This window comes from Sinomonas sp. ASV486 (genome assembly GCF_030908215.1).
Taxonomy (GTDB): Bacteria; Actinomycetota; Actinomycetes; order Actinomycetales; family Micrococcaceae; genus Sinomonas; species Sinomonas puerhi.
Genome location: NZ_JAVFJK010000013.1, coordinates 5528 through 21278 on the forward strand (window position 1 = coordinate 5528; position 15751 = coordinate 21278).

12 protein-coding genes are annotated in these 15751 nt (G+C 69.2%); 3 read left to right on the top strand and 9 right to left on the bottom strand.

The features are described 5' to 3' along the window. Nucleotides 1–84 precede the first annotated feature (84 nt). The 6 genes from RBS60_RS16845 to RBS60_RS16870 all read right to left on the bottom strand — a co-directional run bounded on the left by RBS60_RS16845 (nt 85) and on the right by RBS60_RS16870 (nt 9108). Nucleotides 85–2589 (bottom strand): hypothetical protein, encoded by a 2505-nt coding sequence (locus tag RBS60_RS16845; RefSeq protein ID WP_307958723.1) that lies wholly within the window; start codon nt 2587–2589, stop codon nt 85–87. Between the two features lie 195 nt (nt 2590–2784). Beyond that, nucleotides 2785–4236: an amino acid permease gene (locus RBS60_RS16850; RefSeq protein WP_307958724.1), complete on the bottom strand. Its 1452-nt coding sequence runs from the start codon at nt 4234–4236 to the stop codon at nt 2785–2787. Nucleotides 4237–4491: 255 nt separating this feature from the next. Then, nucleotides 4492–5736: a DUF6596 domain-containing protein gene (locus RBS60_RS16855; protein WP_307958725.1), complete on the bottom strand. Its 1245-nt coding sequence runs from the start codon at nt 5734–5736 to the stop codon at nt 4492–4494. Then, on the bottom strand, nt 5733–6056 hold the full coding sequence (locus tag RBS60_RS16860) for a YciI family protein (RefSeq protein WP_307958817.1): 324 nt from the start codon (nt 6054–6056) through the stop codon (nt 5733–5735). The genes RBS60_RS16855 and RBS60_RS16860 overlap by 4 nt, the downstream gene beginning before the upstream one ends. 129 nt (nt 6057–6185) lie before the next feature. Then, nucleotides 6186–7187: an alcohol dehydrogenase catalytic domain-containing protein gene (locus RBS60_RS16865; RefSeq protein WP_307958726.1), complete on the bottom strand. Its 1002-nt coding sequence runs from the start codon at nt 7185–7187 to the stop codon at nt 6186–6188. A 178-nt stretch (nt 7188–7365) separates the two neighbouring features. Beyond that, nucleotides 7366–9108, bottom strand: coding sequence for an alpha-glucosidase (locus tag RBS60_RS16870; RefSeq protein ID WP_307958727.1), 1743 nt, complete (start codon nt 9106–9108; stop codon nt 7366–7368). 202 nt (nt 9109–9310) lie between these two features. Between RBS60_RS16870 and RBS60_RS16875 the strand changes: the two genes are divergently transcribed. Beyond that, the gene (locus tag RBS60_RS16875; protein WP_307958728.1) at nt 9311–10093 is read left to right on the top strand and encodes an FCD domain-containing protein; all 783 of its coding nucleotides are present in this window, start codon (nt 9311–9313) and stop codon (nt 10091–10093) included. Further along, nucleotides 10090–10797 (top strand): cache domain-containing protein, encoded by a 708-nt coding sequence (locus RBS60_RS16880; RefSeq protein WP_307958729.1) that lies wholly within the window; start codon nt 10090–10092, stop codon nt 10795–10797. Before RBS60_RS16875 ends, RBS60_RS16880 begins: the two co-directional genes overlap by 4 nt. A gap of 101 nt (nt 10798–10898) precedes the next feature. Here the strand turns inward: RBS60_RS16880 and RBS60_RS16885 are convergent, their stop codons facing one another. Beyond that, nucleotides 10899–12581, bottom strand: coding sequence for an amino acid permease (locus RBS60_RS16885; RefSeq protein WP_307958730.1), 1683 nt, complete (start codon nt 12579–12581; stop codon nt 10899–10901). Nucleotides 12582–12634: 53 nt separating this feature from the next. Continuing rightward, nucleotides 12635–13393, bottom strand: coding sequence for an SDR family NAD(P)-dependent oxidoreductase (locus tag RBS60_RS16890; protein ID WP_307958731.1), 759 nt, complete (start codon nt 13391–13393; stop codon nt 12635–12637). Nucleotides 13394–13615: 222 nt separating this feature from the next. Here RBS60_RS16890 and RBS60_RS16895 point away from each other — a divergent pair, with 222 nt between their 5' ends. Continuing rightward, nucleotides 13616–13990: a hypothetical protein gene (locus RBS60_RS16895; RefSeq protein ID WP_307958732.1), complete on the top strand. Its 375-nt coding sequence runs from the start codon at nt 13616–13618 to the stop codon at nt 13988–13990. A gap of 60 nt (nt 13991–14050) precedes the next feature. Here RBS60_RS16895 and RBS60_RS16900 read toward each other — a convergent pair whose 3' ends face one another. Next, nucleotides 14051–15715, bottom strand: a complete 1665-nt coding sequence (locus RBS60_RS16900) for a phosphodiester glycosidase family protein (protein WP_307958733.1) — start codon at nt 15713–15715, stop codon at nt 14051–14053. Between the last annotated feature and the right edge of the window lie 36 nt (nt 15716–15751).

A 15751-nucleotide genomic window follows, 5' to 3' on the forward strand; every position in this document is an offset into this window, starting at 1 on the left:
GCGGTGGGGGGGGGGGGAATCGGGCCCTCCTTGTGTGGGGCGGCGGGGGGGGGCCCCCCCGCCGTCGTCCGCTCACCGGTTCGCTCAGGACCCCGGCTTGTAGATCCCGTACGGCACGAACTGGAACTCGGCCTTGCCGTCCTTGACCTTCGCGACTCCGTACAGGGAGATGCTCAGGGTGTCCTTGGTGTCCGTGTACGGGCTGTCCTTCGCGTAGCTGGAGGTGCTCTTGCTCTGGTACGAGAGCTCGGCCGTGCCGGTCGTCTTCGGCTCAACCGCTACGGCACCGTCCGGATAGACGCGGTCGCCCACCGCGTACGTCGGTGCCTTCGTGATGCTCCAGTGCACGTTGCGGTAGTCGTAGCCGGACCAGCCTGACCGGTCGAAGGGGCACTCGGCGTCCGTGAAGCCGGTGGAGGCCGGAAGCGCTGTCCGCGCCGCGCAATGATCCAGGAACGCCTTGACCGATGCATCGAGCTGGTCCCGGAACTCCTTGCTCGGCGCCGCCTTGAGGGTCGCCGAGGCAGGGGCCTGCGCCCCGATTGCCACGGTGGCCCGCTGCTTCGCGCCGTCGAGCAGCGGACTGCCCGTGTCGACTCCGAACGTGTACTGGCCCGGCAGCGCGTAGAACGTGAGCGTCGTGGTGCGGTCCGAGAGCCAGCCGTCGGGGCCGGTCTGCGCGGAGGCTGACCCGAGGCTGTACGAGGACCCCACGTTCACGTCCGGTCCAGCAGCCGTGACCGCCGAGCCGTTGGCCGTCATCTTCGGGTTCTTGGTGTTCACCGTGACCTTGACGGGGCGGACGAGACTGCCCGAATCGACTGCCCAGTTGTCGTCGAACACGTTGGGATCGCGTTTGGAGACCATGAAGGTCGTCCGCTCGGTGCGGCCGCCCTGACTGAGCTCCACGACGACGGACGACGACGTGCCCTTGGACTCGGTGCTCACCACCGAGTAGCGGTCGATCCGCCCGCCGGCCTTTCCGTAAATTTCATCGCTCAGCAGCGCCCGCGACTCGTTGGGCACGTTCGGTGAGACCTTCCCCATCGCACCTTGAGCCCGCCCTGCTACGACATCGTCCAGATAGGCCCGCACCACGGCGTCCGGTCCCCTGCCGGCTTTCACCACGGCGAGCGCAACGGCACCGGCGCCCACGAGCAAGCCAACACCGACGACGACGGCGAGCGCCACGAGCGCGCGCTTCCTCGCCCGCGGGCTCAGGGTCCCGACGGCGGGCAAGGCTGCGGCAGGCGCCGGTGGCGCGGAGGGCGAGGGCGCGGCGTCGTGCGCGGGGACTGCCGTGGGGCCAAAGCCCCTGCCCAGCCTGACAAGGACCGGACCCGGGAGAGCAGCCAACAGAGATGGAGCCAGGACGCGGCTCGCGGCTTCGGCGAGGAGGCCCCATGCGGCAAGGACAAGGGGGAACCACCCGGCCGGGCCCGCCGATGCTTGGACCGACCCTGCCCCGAGGAAGGCGCTGAAGCTAGCGCTCATCGACACGTGGAACAGGCCCAGGATCGCAAGTCCCGCGAGTCCGTACACGACAGGCCCGACCCAGGTGTGCCTCCAGTCCTGCGACGAAGCACCGCGGGCCAGGGCCAACACGGTTCCTGCCACCATGGTCACGAGGATGGCGAGGACCACGAGGAGCCACGCCGCCCAGACCGGCACGGGCCCGCTGTCCCCAGCGAGGAAGTAGTAGAGGCCTTCGTTCCGGACGGCACCGAAGGCGCTTCCGCTCGTGATCCCTCCGAGGTGGCCGATCGTGAACGCGCCAGCGGCCGCGTGGCCGAGCCACAGCAGGGCTGACAGCGTCGCGCCCCAGCCGCCCTGGATGCCGCCGGCGATCCAGGCCGCGGGGACGGCGATGACGCTGAAGGCCAGAAGGTGGACGGCGCAAGCCTTGGCGCCGGGCAGCACCATGGCCGCCAAGCGGGCAACCTGCGGGCCCACAGCAGGCTTCGGTACCTGCGCACGGCCCATTCCGGAGCCGAGCCATGCCATGCCCGCGCCGAGCACCAGGGCCACAAGGAACGGCACGAACCCCGCCGCACTGAGATCTACCGCCGCGCCCGACGATGCGGAGCGCACGGGCGCCGAAACGGCGATGACAGTTGTCGCCACCGCGAAGCCGAGGCCGAACGCACCAGCCTGGGCTGCGCGTACAGCGACGCTCGTGGCGGGCGAAAAGCGGGCTTGGAGCGCGCCGGCAGCGAGGGCGAGCAGGGCTGCAACGAGCGTGAGCCCTGCGGGCACGGCGAAGATGCTCGCCGAACCCTGGACACCGAACGCTGCCGAGGCGTGGCCCTCCGCGGAGCCCAGCAGCGCCATCGCGCCCAGCTGCGCCGCGATCGCCGCGACGGCACCGGCGGCCTCGCTGGCGACCGCGTCCCCCACTGCGGGCACCGACTTGCCGACGGATTCGACGGCCCCTCCGGCCGCAGCCAGAAGCACCGTGGCCAGACACAGGAGAAAGAACGCGAGCCCGGCGGCGACGCCCGCCGCAGCGCCCTGCCAGGGAATGGTGAATCGGTTGGCTGGTGCTGGAGCGGGAGGCTTCGCCTCCGCGTTCGCACTGTCAGCAGGCACATCAGAAAGCATCGAGCGATCTCCCCCCGGGATAGACCTTGTGGATGTCTTCGACAGACACTGCGAGCCTATCTGCGATCGATGCCCTGGGGTCCCGGCGGCGGAGGTCCTGTGGATAACCCGGCCAGGAAAGGCGAGCGAACGACGGCGGGTGCGCCCCCGCCGTCGTGCGCTCGCCCCGCGAGACGAAGCGCCTCAGGCGCGGCGGCTCGCTTCCCGCGCATGCCGCGGGCTGTCGGGGTTGAGGAGGGAGTGCTTGCGGCCATAGGCGAAGTAGATGACCAGCCCGATCGCGAGCCAGACCACGAACCGCACCCAGGTCTCCCAGTGCAGCTGCGTGATCAGGGCAAGCGAGGCGATCACGCCGAACGCCGGCACCACGGGCATCCACGGCAGGCGGAAGGTGCGCGGCGCGTGCGGCTTGGTGCGGCGGAACACGATGACCGAGACGCACACCACCACGAAGGCGGCGAGGATGCCGATGTTGGTCAGGTCGGCCACGGCCCGGATCGGGAAGACGCCTGCGAGGAACGCGGAGCCCGCGCCGGCGATCCACGTCACGCGCTGCGGGGTCCCGCCGCGGTCCACCTTAGAGAACCACTTGGGCAGCAGGCCGTCGCGGCTCATGGAGAACCACACGCGGGTCACGCCGAGGAGGAAGGTGAGCATCACGGTGAGGATGGAGAGCACTGCGAACACGGAGATGATGCTCGCGACGATGGGCAGGCCCACGCCCGCGAAGGCGGAGGCGAAGCCCGCCTTGGGGTCGATGTCGTGGTAGTTCTGCATGCCCGTCAGGACGAGGGTCGCCGCGACGTAGAGGAGCATCGCGATGACGAGCGAGAGGATGATCGCCTTGGGCATGTGCTTCTTGCCGTCGGTGGCCTCCTCGGCGGCGGTGCTCATCGCGTCGTAGCCGAAGACGGCGAAGAAGACCGTGGCCGCGCCGCTGGCCACCGGGGCGAAGCCGCTCGGCATGAACGGCACGTAGTTGTTCGTGTTGATGTAGAACACGCCCAGGCCCACGATGAACAGGATCAGGACCACCTTGACGACGACCACGGCGAGCTCGAAGCGGCCGAACGCCTTGGTGCCGCGGCTCAGGATCAGGGTCACCAGAAGGCAGATGAGGATGGCGGGCAGGTTGATGATGCCGCCCTTTCCCTCGTCCACGGTCGAGGCCATCCAGGCGGGCAGGTGCACGCCGAAGCCACCCAGGAACGCGTCCAGATAGCCGGAGATGCCGATGGCGACGACGGCCACGATGGCGATGTACTCGAGCAGCAGGTCCCAGCCGATGAACCAGCCCGCGAGCTCCCCGAGCGCCACCGAACCGTACGTGTACGCGGATCCGGCGCGTGGGATCATGCCCGCGAATTCGGCGTAGGAGAGCGCGGCCGCGGCCGACGCCAGCCCCGCGATGAGGAAGGAGATGAGCACCGCAGGCCCCACGCCCGGGTTGTCTGCATCGCCGTGCGCCACCAGACCGGCGAGGGAGAAGATGCCGACACCGATGATCCCGCCCACACCGATCGCCGTGAGCTGCCACAGCCCCAGGCTCTTGTGGAGGCCGCTCGTGGCGCTTTCCTCTTCGATCGCGTCCAGCGGCTTGCGGCGCCACACCGACCGGGCTTCTATGGAACTCATCGCCTACTCCTGCCTCAGTTCGAACACTCTTGGGTGACACAAGCCACACAAGTCCTGACCAGTATGGGAAGGCGATACCCATCAGGTAAAGCGACTTTTCTAGGCCAGTACTCTTCGGTTCTACCGACGAATCGGCCCGAGAGCCACTCCGCAGGGATTAGGCACGACGGCGGCGGCGCGCCTTCGCGGGTCGCGTCGCCGTGCTACTCCAGCTGCTCGCGCCGCTGTCCTATCCCAGCGGGTCGCGTCGCCGTCCTATCCCAGCGGGCCCTCAAGCTCGTCGCGACGGTGGACGAGGTACGCGGTCTCCGCGGAGTGGCCGGGCAGCCCGATCGCTCTGTCGTAGGCCGCGCGGGATTCATCGCTGCGGCCCAGGCGCCGCAGCAGCTCCGCGCGGGCGGAGTGGTAGGCACGGTAGCCGGCGAGCGCCTGGCCGAGCAGGTCGACGGCCGCGAGGCCCGCCTGGGGACCCTCGAGCTCGGCGACCGCTACAGCCCGGTTGAGCGCGACCACCGGCGAGGGGTCGAGGCGGATGAGCTGACTGTAGAGGGCCACGACCTGCGACCAGTCGGTGTCGCGGGCATCGCGGGCGGAGGTGTGCACGGCGTTGATCGCCGCCAGGATCTGGAAACGGCCCGGGGCATCGCCGGAGGCAAGGCGCTCCCGCACGAGCCTGTGACCCTCGGCGATGAGCACCGCGTCCCAGACCGCGCGGTCCTGCCGGTCGAGGGGGACCAGCTCACCGTCGGCCGAGACCCGGGCGGTGCGGCGGGCCTCGGTCATGAGCATGAGCGCCAGGAGGCCTACCGCCTCGCCGTCATCCGGCAGGAGGGCCCGGACCAGGCGGGCGAGCCGGATCGCCTCGGACGTGAGGCCGGGACGCACGGGATCAGTGCCGGGGCCGCTCGCCAGATAGCCCTCGTTGAACACGAGGAAGAGGACGGTGAGCACGCCGGAGACGCGCGCCGGGAGGTCCTCGGCCGAGGGCACGCGGTACGGGATGCGCGCCGTACTGATCTTGTCCTTGGCGCGCGTGATCCGCCGCGCCATGGCGCCTTCCTGGACCAGGAAGGCACGCGCGATCTCGGGCACGGTCAGGCCCGCGACCATGCGCAGCGTCAGCGCCACCCGGGCCTCCATCCCTAGCGCCGGGTGGCAGCAGGTGAAGACCAGCCGGAGCCGGTCGTCGTCGATGGCGCCGAGCGATGGGTGCGGGTCGCCGTCGTGCATCAACAACGCCTCCCGATGCTTGTCGTCGCGCTTCTTCTCGCGCCGGATCCGGTCGATGGCCCTGCGGTTCGCCGTGGTGGTGAGCCAGGCACCCGGGTTGGGCGGGACGCCGTCGTGCGGCCAGCGCTCGACGGCGACGGCGAACGCCTCGGCGGCAGCCTCCTCGGCGATGTCGAGGTCGCCGAAGCGGCGGGCCAGCGAGGCCACCACCCGGGCCCACTCCTCGTGGTGCGCCCGGGTGATCGCGGAGGCGACGTCAAGCGGGTTCAAAGGAACGGCCGCACCTCGATCTTCCGGTTGCAAGCCTTCGAACCCTCGGCGGCGAGCTTGAGCGCCGCGTCCAGATCGGGAGCTTCCACGATCCAGAAGCCCACGATCCACTCCTTCGTCTCCACGAAGGGCCCGTCGGTGACCACGGACTCCGCCCCCCTGTTGTCGATCACTGTGGCCATGTCCGGCCCGCCGAGCCCGCCGGCGAAGACCCAGTGGCCCTCGGCCTGGAGCCGTTGGTTGAACACATCGATCGCCGCGTCCTCCTCGTCGGTGGCGAGGTCGCTGCTGTCATTGATCACGGACACCAGATACTGCATCTCGGTCATCTCCTTCGGCTGGGGACGCCCCGCGTGGGCGGCCGCTCACCCCTGCAACGAACGGCCCTGCCCCCATCGGACACCGCCGGCTCGATTTCTTTCAAGCCGCCCCCGCCCCGCCCGCGCGGCTCACTCGACCGTCAGCACCACCCGGAAGCGCGCCTCGCCGGACATCATGCGGTCGAACCCGTCGGCAGCCTTCTCGAGCGGGTACTCCTCGATGAGCGGCCGGACGCGGGTGAGGGCGGCGAAGCGGAGGGTGTCTTCGGAGTCCTTCGCGGAGCCGGACGCGTGCCCTGCCACCGACTGGCTGCCGCCGACGATCGCCCCCGCGCTGACGGCAAGCGGGTCGTGCGGGACGCCGAGCACCACAAGCTTCCCGCGCGGTGCGAGCCCGCCGATGGTGGCCGTCATCGCCGCGGCATCCGTCACGGTGGCGAGCACGACGCTCGCCCCGCCGAGCGCGGAGAGCGCGCCCGCGACGTCGTCCGCCGTGCTGTCGATGTAGTGGTGGGCGCCGAGCTCGCGGGCGAACTGCTCCTTCTCGGCGCCGCGCGCGATCGCCACGGTCTCGAAGCCCATCCGGCTCGCGAACTGAACCCCGAGGTGCCCGAGTCCACCGAGCCCGAGGACGGCGACGACGTCGCCGGGCCGGGCGCCGCTGTTGCGGAGCCCGTTGAACGTGGTCACGCCCGCGCACATGAGCGGCGCGGCCTCCGCATCGCTGAGGGCGTCAGGTACCGCCGCGAGCGCGTCGGCTGGGGCCACGACGAACTCGGCGTACCCGCCGTCCGACGTGAGGCCGGTGACCTTACCGGCGCGGCACGAGATGAAGTCGCCGTCGCGGCACGCGTCGCATACGAAACAAGCACCGCCGAACCAGCCGACCCCCACACGCTGCCCGGGCTTCCACTGCTCGACGCCCTGCCCGACGGTCTCGACGGTCCCGGCGATCTCGTGGCCCGGGATGCGCGGGTAGGACGAAGCGAGGCCAGCGCCGGGCATTGTGTCGCTGTGGCAGATGCCGGAGGCGGCCACGCGGACGAGGACGTGTCCGCGCGGTACGTCGGGGACATCGCGCTCGACGGCTTCGAAGGACTCGCCGGGTGCTGGAATCTGGACGGCTCGCATGGTGACACCTTTCGTCGAAGGGCTTGCCTGACCGCGGCACAGGGCTAAGAGGGGCACCCCGGCCAAGGCTGGCGGGCGGACGCCCTGAATGCTGCGTTACCTACCGCCTTACCCGCGTACGGCGCCAGCGAATCACCCGCCCGGGCCGGGTCGCCGACGTCGTGGGTTTCGACGTCGCTCAACCGCCGTCCCCCGTCCGCAGCCGGCAGGTGAACTCCCAGGGGCGCAGGTCCAGGCTGGGGCTGCCGGAGTAGTTCCCGAGCAGAAGGTCCGCGTTCGCCCAGCCGGGGTCGCCAACGTCCACCTGCTGGGGGTCCCCGGAGAAGTTGCCCAAGACCAGCAGCTCCGTCCCGCCCAGTCGCCGGGTGAAAGCGTAGACGGCCTCGTGGTTCGGCAGGAGCATCGTGAAGTCGCCGTCGGCGATCACCGGCAGTTCGTGGCGGAGGCGGATGAGCTGGCGGTAGAAGCTGAAGACGGAGTCCTCCCTGTCGACTTGGTCGGCGGCATTGATCTCCACCGCATTCGGGTTCACCACGATCCACGGCGTCCCGGTGCTGAAGCCGGCGGCAGGGCCGGCGTCCCACTGGACGGGAGTGCGCGCGTTGTCGCGGTTGAGCGGCGCGATGGAGGCGAGGACCTCGATCGGGTCGAGCCCCAGCCCGCCCGTGGCCTCCTGGTAATGGTTGAGGACCTCGATGTCCCGGTGGGCGTCGATCCCGGTGAAGGCCATGTTGGTCATGCCCAGTTCCTCGCCCTGATAGATGTACGGGGTGCCGCGGTGAAGGTGCAGGACCCCAGCGAGCATCTTCGCCGAGAGCTCGCGGTACGCGCCGTCGTCGCCGAAACGGGAGACGGCGCGCGGCTGGTCGTGGTTGCCCCAGTAGAGGCTGTTCCACCCCCGCTCCGCGAGCCCCGACTGCCAGCGCCCGAGGGAGGCCTTGAGGTCGGTGAGGCGGAGTGCGCCCGGCCGCCACTTGTTGCCGTCAAGGTGGTCAAGGTTCACGTGCTCGAACTGGAAGACCATGTCCAGCTCCGCACGCGCCGGATCGGTGAACAGGACGGCGTCCTCGAGCGTGACGCTGGGCATCTCGCCGACCTTCAACAGGCCCGCGGCACGGCTGGCGAACACCTCGCGATGCATCTCCTGGAGGAACTCGTGGATGCGCGGGCCGCAGACATAGCCGCTGCGGTCGTGGCTGTAGGGCTCGCCCTCGGTGGCCGGGGCATCCCCCAGCGCCGGGTCCTTGGAGAGGAAGTTGACGACGTCCATGCGGAACCCGTCCACGCCGCGGTCCAGCCACCAGTTCATCATCGCGTAGACGGCCCGCCGCACCTCGGGGTTCTCCCAGTTCAGGTCCGGCTGCTTCTTCGAGAAGAGGTGGAGGTAGTACTCGCCGGTGGCCTCGTCGAATTCCCAGACCGGGCCGGAGAAGAACGATGCCCAGTTGTTCGGCTCTGCCCCGGGCGTGCCCGGTTCGTGGCCGGGCCGCGGCGGGCGCCACCAGTACCAGTCGCGCTTGGGAGATTCCTTGGAGGCGCGGGACTCCGCGAACCAGGGGTGCTCGTCCGAGGTGTGGTTGACCACGAGGTCCATGACCAGCTTCATGCCGCGCTCGTGCAGGCCTGCGATGAGCTCGTCCAGATCGGCGAGGGACCCGAAGAGGGGGTCGATGTCCTGGTAGTCGCTGATGTCGTAGCCGTTGTCGTCCTGCGGGGAGCGATACACGGGCGAGAGCCAGACGACATCCACGCCCAAGTGCCCGAGGTAGTCGAGGCGGTTGATGACGCCGCGGAGGTCCCCGACGCCGTCGCCGTTGGAGTCCGCGAAGCTGCGCGGATAGATCTGGTAGACGACCGCGCTGTGGAACCAATCGCGGGCGATGGCAGTGTCCTCGGAAGGCGATGTGTTGGGATTGGGCATGGGTCCTCCTGTGGCGGTCTCGGGCATCGTAGGCACGGCGGTGAGTGCCCGGCCAGAGCCGATACGGGAGCCGCCGTCGTGTGCGCGCTGGAAACTTCGGCGAGAGCCGACGCGTCGCGCCGCCGAAGAAAACATTGAAGTTTATGATTTACATATTCAGTGCAGACCAACGTGGAGGATGGTGGGGACCCTGGCCGAGCCCATGAGTGACCTCGCCGGCTCCGTCTCGCTCCGAGCCCTCGACCTGGCCGCACAGGTCCGCGCCCCCGGCCATGACGCGTCCGGCCGCGCCGAGCAGGTGACCCACCAGCTGGAGAGCGCCATCGGACTGGGGCTCCTCAGCCCCGGCGAGCGGCTTCCGACAGAGTCGATCATGGCCGAACATCTGGGGGTGTCCCCGCTCACCCTGCGGCAGTCTCTCGCCGTGCTGCGGAGCAAGGGGCTCCTCGAGACACGACGCGGACGCGGAGGCGGGAGCTACGTGACCGGGGTGCTCCCCGTTGTCGAAGCCGACATTGCCCGCATGCTGCTCAGCCACACGAGCGACGACCTTCGCGATCTCGTCGACCTCGCGGGCGCGACTGCGGGCTCGGCAGCTCGACTCGCGTGCCATCGCGCCGATGAGCAGGACCTCCGGCGGCTGCGCAGCCTCGCGAAGCGGTTTGCCGCGAGCTCCGAGGCCCCCATGCTCCGCCAGACGGACGCGCGGCTCCATATCGGGCTCGGCGTCGCCGCACAGTCCCGCCGCCTGACCGCGCTCCTGATCCAGATCCACGCCGAACTCTCCCCGCTGGCATGGAGCCACGCGTGGGAGCACGAGCAGGAATCCGCTGACACCGAGCACGGGGCGCTCCTGGACGCGATCGAACGAGGCGACGCCCGCGCGGCCGAGGACCTCGCCGTAGCGCATGTCGAACGGGAAGGTGCCCTCATCATCGACCAGCATCTGGCGCTCCTCACAGCGCACCTCGTGGACCCGCGATGAGCTCCCTCAAGCAGGCCCTGGGCGCCGCGGCGGAGTCCCTCGCTCAGCTACTTGACGGCGTGTTCGCGGACCTGGCCGCGCTGTCGGCGGCAGCCGCCGGCGCCCTCGCCGCCTCTGCCCCGTCGCGGAGCACGCTAGAGTCCCTCCGTCCGGTCGTCGAGCGCATCGTCCTGGCGCAGGACGGCCTCGTGGAGAGCGCCGGGGTCTCTGTGGTCTCGGGACTGCTGGCTGATGCCGAGACATGGCACCAGTGGTGGAGCCTCGTCGGGGGCAAGGTCGTCTTCGTCCCGCACAATCTCAACCCCGCATCGGTCAACTTCTACGACTACACCGAGATGACCTGGTTCCAGGGGCCGCTGGCATCAGGCCGCCCCAAGCTTGTCGGCCCGTACATCGACTTCGGCGGCGCCTTCGACAGGAAGGTCGTGACCGCCGCGCAGCCGGTGCTCCGGGACGGTCGAGCGGCCGCAGTGGCCGGGGCAGACCTCTCGATGGACCACCTCGAGCGCGCGTTCCTCCGGAAGCTGGGCCGCAGGGACGAGGACGTCGCCCTCATCACCGAAACCGGCAAGGTGGTCGCGTCCAATAGCGCGCGATTCGCCCCGGGCACCCGCTTCGAGGGCCCGCGGGCCGGGCTCCGGTCGGTGCCGATTCCCGCGGCGGCCCTCGCGTCCCCTCCTTGGCTCCTCATCGTCGCCGGCTGAACGCCTCGATCCGCTTCCAGGAAGGAGCACGACGCCGGTGGCCCACCCTCGGAGGGCGAGTCACCGACGTCGCGCGTCAGGCAGACACGGGTAAGCAGGGATCAGCTGGCGGGACCGCGGCTGCCGGCCTGCTGCAGATCAGGATCGCGCGGCGCGGACCCGTGCGGGGCGTCGTGGTGATGGTGCCCGGGGTGGTGCTCCTCGTACTCGATCTCGAGCTCGTCTGCCGAGGTGAGCCCGTTGGGCAGCTCGACGGTGGAGCGGGGGCCGGTGTACGTGTGCCTGACCCGGACCTGCCACGCGATCCACAGCGCGAGCAGGGTCCCGCCGACCACGAGGGGCGTGTAGTTCACGTACTTCCACTCGAACTCGGGGTTCCACGGGACGCCGCCCGGGGAAGTGGGGAGCAGGGCGATCACGGTAGTGACCGCGATCTCGATCACGGCGATGAGGTTGAGCCACGTGTAGTGGCGCCCGAGGTGCCAGGTGCCGCGCTTGAACGCGGAGCCTTTGCGCAGCCGCTGGAAGATCGGGATCGCGAACGCGAGGTACAGCCCCACGACGCCGATGGACACGACCGCGTTGAAGGCCACCGGCACGGGTGCGCCGTTGATGTCCACCTCGACGAGGGCGGGCAGTGTGAGGACGATCGCGAGCACGGCGACGAGGGCCACACTGTACAGCGGCACCCCGCGCTTGTTGAGCCGGGTCCAGAACCGGGCGCCGGGGACCGCGCCGTCGCGGCTGAACGCGAACAGCATGCGGGTTGTCGAGGTCATGCAGGCCATGGCGCAGAAGCACTGGCCGACGGTCGAGATCACGAGCACAGCGCTGACCCACGGTCCGCTCAGGGCCTGGTTCAGGACGGTGACCACGCTGCCGCCGCTCGCGCTCACGGCGTCGGCGTCCTGCACGGCGAACAGGATCGCGAGCAGGAGGATCCACCCGCCGATCGACGAGTAGAGGATCGCCCGCCAGATCCCCTTGGCCGCCGAGTCCGAGGCGCCCTGCGTCTCCTCGGACATGTGGCACGAGGCATCGTATCCGGTCACCGTGAACTGCGGCAGGATCGCTGCCTGCGGCAGGACGAGCAGCAGGAAGCCGATCCCCGAGGTTGCCCCGTCGAAGAAGCCCGTGTTGTTGATGCGCTGGGCGAAGACGTCGGAGATGCTCGCGTGCCGCTCGGGCAGGAAGGCGATGATCGCGATGATCGCGATGGTTCCGACCACATGCCACCACACCGAGATGTTGTTGAAGACCGCCAGCAGGTGGCTCGAGAAGATCGAGAAGAGCGTCACGACGACGAGCACGCCGACGAAGATGAGGAACAGCCGCGCGAGGGAGTACCCGTCGGCCCACTCCTGGCTGAACGAGGAGATGGTCAGGTCGATGAAGGTCGCGCACCCGTAGGAGACGGCCGCGACGATCGCGAGCAGTCCGACGAAGTCGAGCCATCCGGTGAAGTAGCTCGACCGCAGTGACCCGAGCTTCGCGGCCCAGTAGTACATGCCGCCCGAGGTGGGCATCGCCGAGACGAGCTCGCCCATGCACAGGCCGACCACGAGGATGAGCGCGCACACCACGGGCCAGCCCCAGCTCATGGCCATAGGCCCGCCGTTGTTCCAGCCGATGAAGAAGCTGATGAAGGGGCCAGAGAGGATGGAGATGACGGAGAACGAAATGGCGAAGTTGGAGAAGCCCGACCACGATCGCTTGAGCTCGGGCTTGTAGCCGAGATCAGCAAGTATCTCGTCGTCGGTGCGCTGTGATTCAGAGACTGACATGGGAGTCCTTGGGGAGAGAACGGATCCTGAGGGATGAGAGTGGCAAGAGCGTGCTACATCGAGGTCAGGCCGCCGTCGATGGGCAGCAGCTGCCCGGTGATGTAGCGGGCCCAGTCCGAGGCCAGGAACACGACCGCAGGGGCGATGTCCTCAGCGGTCCCCTGGCGCCCGAGCGGCACCTGAGTCCCGACGAGCCGGCTCAGGTCCTCCGGGTCGAGGTGGCCGAGGACCGGGTCATTGAAGCCCGTCTCGATCCACCCCGGGCAGACGCCGTTGACCCGGATGCCGCGCCCCGCGTACTCGACGGCGAGCTGCCGCGTGAGGTTCACGAGGGCACCCTTCGAGGAGTTGTAGGCCACGAGATCCGGCTCGCCGATGAGCCCCGACACCGACGCGGTGATGATGATCGCACCTGACTTCTGCTTGATCATCTGGGGAAGCACCGCGCGGACTGTGAGGAAGGTGCCGCGGACGTTGACCGTGAAGCTCTTGTCCCACTCGTCGAGTGTCTGCGTGAGCGCGGTGCCTGCCATGAGCACGCCGGCGTTGGCGTGGACGATGTCGAGCCGCCCCTGGGTGCGCACGATGTCATCGACCACAGCATTCATAGCCCGCTCGTCCGTCACGTCGGCGACGGCGGCAAGGCTCTCGAAGCCGGCCTCCTTGATGAGCTGCTCGGTCTCGGCAGCCCGCGCGTAGTCAATGTCGGACGCCACCACGAGCGCTCCGGCTTGGGCAAGTGCAAGGGCACTTGCGCGGCCGATCCCGTGGCCAGCACCGGTCACCAGGGCCACTTGGCCTGTCAGGGACAAAGGGTTCACTATCAGCCTCCGCGGTTGTCATGCGTTGAGTTCGGGCACCCCGAATGTGACGACAGTCACTTCCGTGGGCGATGGTCCAACTCTAGGGACGGTCACCGCGTTGCGCAATAGTCTTTAAATTTAAATGTTTATTTCGGTGAACTCTCCGTCATCGCGACAGTTGCCCTTGGTCGAGGACGGCGACGACCGAGCGAGCGGGTGGACGATGGACCCATGACCGAGGACATGGAAATGATCCAGCGCGGCATAGGGATTCTGACCGCCGCCCTCTCTTGGGAGCCGGACGACCCGACCGCAACGGCGATGTTCAAGGAGTCGCTGAAGACGCTGGCCCGGGTGGACGACACGGTGTCGGTGTCGTTCGCGGGTGGCTCCCCGGAGCAGGCCGCTGTGCTCCAGAAGGTGCTGCCCCAGGTGGTCCGGCAGCTCATCGAGGCCATGGCGCCGGACTACACGCGCCTCGTCCTCGGGATGGCCATCGGGTTCAAGAGCGTCGCCGATGCCTACCGGCAGGACGTCCCCGCCGCGAGCATCGAGGGCATCCTCCAGGCCGCCTCGCTGCACCTCGCCGAGGGCGACGACGAGTAATCCCGGCAGCAGGCGGACGACAGCGAGTGCCCACCCGCCGTCGTCCGCCAGAGAGAGGCGTCAGGGACGCCGCGCGGCCTCTGAGTCTGTGCGGGTGGGCAGGACGAGGATCGCGTCGCCGACGGGCCGCTCCGACGTTCCTGACGGGGTGTTGACCACCGCACCCTGGGCAACGGCGGTCGTGGAGCCGCCGCCGTCGAGGTTCATCGCCTGGATCATGCCAAGGGACTGGGCGACGCCGGCCTCCTCCTTCAGGCTCAGCCCGAGCGAACTGGTCGAGCGGCCGTCTGCAGTCACCAGCATCGTGCGACCCTGGGCGTCAGTTCCAGCGAAGGTGCGCGGGTTCCGCTTGTGGACCCAACCGTAGTAGAAGCTGTTGGAGTCGTTCTGGTGGACCATGCCGTCCTGGCGGGCGGTCACGTCCTCCTTGCCGTCCTTCACGAGCATGGGACCGCCATTGACGACACTCGTGTCCTTCGTGGTCGGCAGCCTCTTGCCGTCCTCGCCGACGGTGTCGACGTTGACCCTCAGCTTCTGCCCGATGTGGGCGAGGCCGCGCAGCTGCGCGATGCCGGTGCCGGTGGCCTGGACGGTGTGGCCACCGGCCGGGACCGCGGTTCCGCGGGAGTCTGTGACGGAGGTTACGGTGCCGTGGCTATCGAGGACTGCCTCGAGCCCTGCGCCCGTGGGTGACTTGGCCCCGAACTCGGGGGTGAAGGCCACGAGCTCATCCGGGTTGGTGCAGGTGATGTCCTGCTGGGGCAGCTCGGTGGGCTGGTCGCCCTTCTCGCCGCAGTTGCGGATCAAGCCGGGAGCGCGGTTGATGCCCGTCAGGGGCACGTTCGCGCCGTCCGCCGACAGGGAGCCGGCCCAGGTGAGGCGCTGGATGCTCGTGCGGTTGGTTGCACCATCGAGGATCAGGCCGGGGCGATCACCAACGGGCTCGCGAAGGGTCTTGCCGCCGTAGACGCCCACGCCTGCCGGGTCCCCTGGGGCGCCGGCAGTCGGGTCGAAGACGAAGAAGCCGGCGTTGACGCCCGCGACCGCGTATTGGGCCGCAGCGAGCTGACTCGTGGTCTCGGGCGCCTCCAGGTCCGGACCGAAGGATGCAGAAAGCTCGCCGTGGTACTGCTTCGGGTCGATCGTGATGACATCCAGGTTCCACGGGCCGCGCGTCTGGCCGATAGTTCCGGCGTCGCCATCCCAGCCGGTGTAGATGACCGACGAGGAGTAGCCGGCCGCCTTGATCTGGGCGATCAGGGCGGAGCCATCGGCCTTCACGGTGAAGTGTCCGGCACGGACCCGGTAGCCCAGAAGGCCTCCCGCGTCGGCCAGCTGCGGCGAAACCACCTGCTCAACGCGTGCGACCACACCCGCCGTCGCGAGCTTGGCGGCGACCGCCTCCGCGGCCGACTGGCTCGAAAGCGCCGATTTCGGCGCGTCGGGATCGGGTGAGCCAGTGGGGATCGCGACCTCCGCCGTCCAGAACAGCGAGCTGTCCGCGGCGCCGCGATGGATCTGCGTCAGCGTGACCCCTGGGGCGAGGGTCTTCTCGGTCCGGGTCTCCGGTAGGTCCTGGGCGCCGAGGTCAAGGTGGGCGGACGGAACCGACGCGGGCTTCGTCTGGGAAGCCTGGGTCGGACCCGCCGGACCGAGGAGAGAGGCTGAGACGACGGCCGCGAGGCCGACGGCGAAGAGGCTTCGAGGGGTCTTGGGTGAGCGCACCGTTCAAGGCTACGAAGGCGTCGAGGGTGCGGGGGC

Excerpts from the sequence above, each read along its gene's own strand:
- RBS60_RS16850 (WP_307958724.1), bottom strand. The coding sequence starts at position 4,236 with ATGAGTTCCATAGAAGCCCGGTCGGTGTGGCGCCGCAAGCCGCTGGAC.
- RBS60_RS16860 (WP_307958817.1), bottom strand. The coding sequence starts at position 6,056 with ATGCAGTATCTGGTGTCCGTGATCAATGACAGCAGCGACCTCGCCACC.
- RBS60_RS16865 (WP_307958726.1), bottom strand. The coding sequence starts at position 7,187 with ATGCGAGCCGTCCAGATTCCAGCACCCGGCGAGTCCTTCGAAGCCGTC.
- RBS60_RS16870 (WP_307958727.1), bottom strand. The coding sequence starts at position 9,108 with ATGCCCAATCCCAACACATCGCCTTCCGAGGACACTGCCATCGCCCGC.
- RBS60_RS16875 (WP_307958728.1), top strand. The coding sequence starts at position 9,311 with ATGAGTGACCTCGCCGGCTCCGTCTCGCTCCGAGCCCTCGACCTGGCC.
- RBS60_RS16880 (WP_307958729.1), top strand. The coding sequence starts at position 10,090 with ATGAGCTCCCTCAAGCAGGCCCTGGGCGCCGCGGCGGAGTCCCTCGCT.
- RBS60_RS16885 (WP_307958730.1), bottom strand. The coding sequence starts at position 12,581 with ATGTCAGTCTCTGAATCACAGCGCACCGACGACGAGATACTTGCTGAT.
- RBS60_RS16895 (WP_307958732.1), top strand. The coding sequence starts at position 13,616 with ATGACCGAGGACATGGAAATGATCCAGCGCGGCATAGGGATTCTGACC.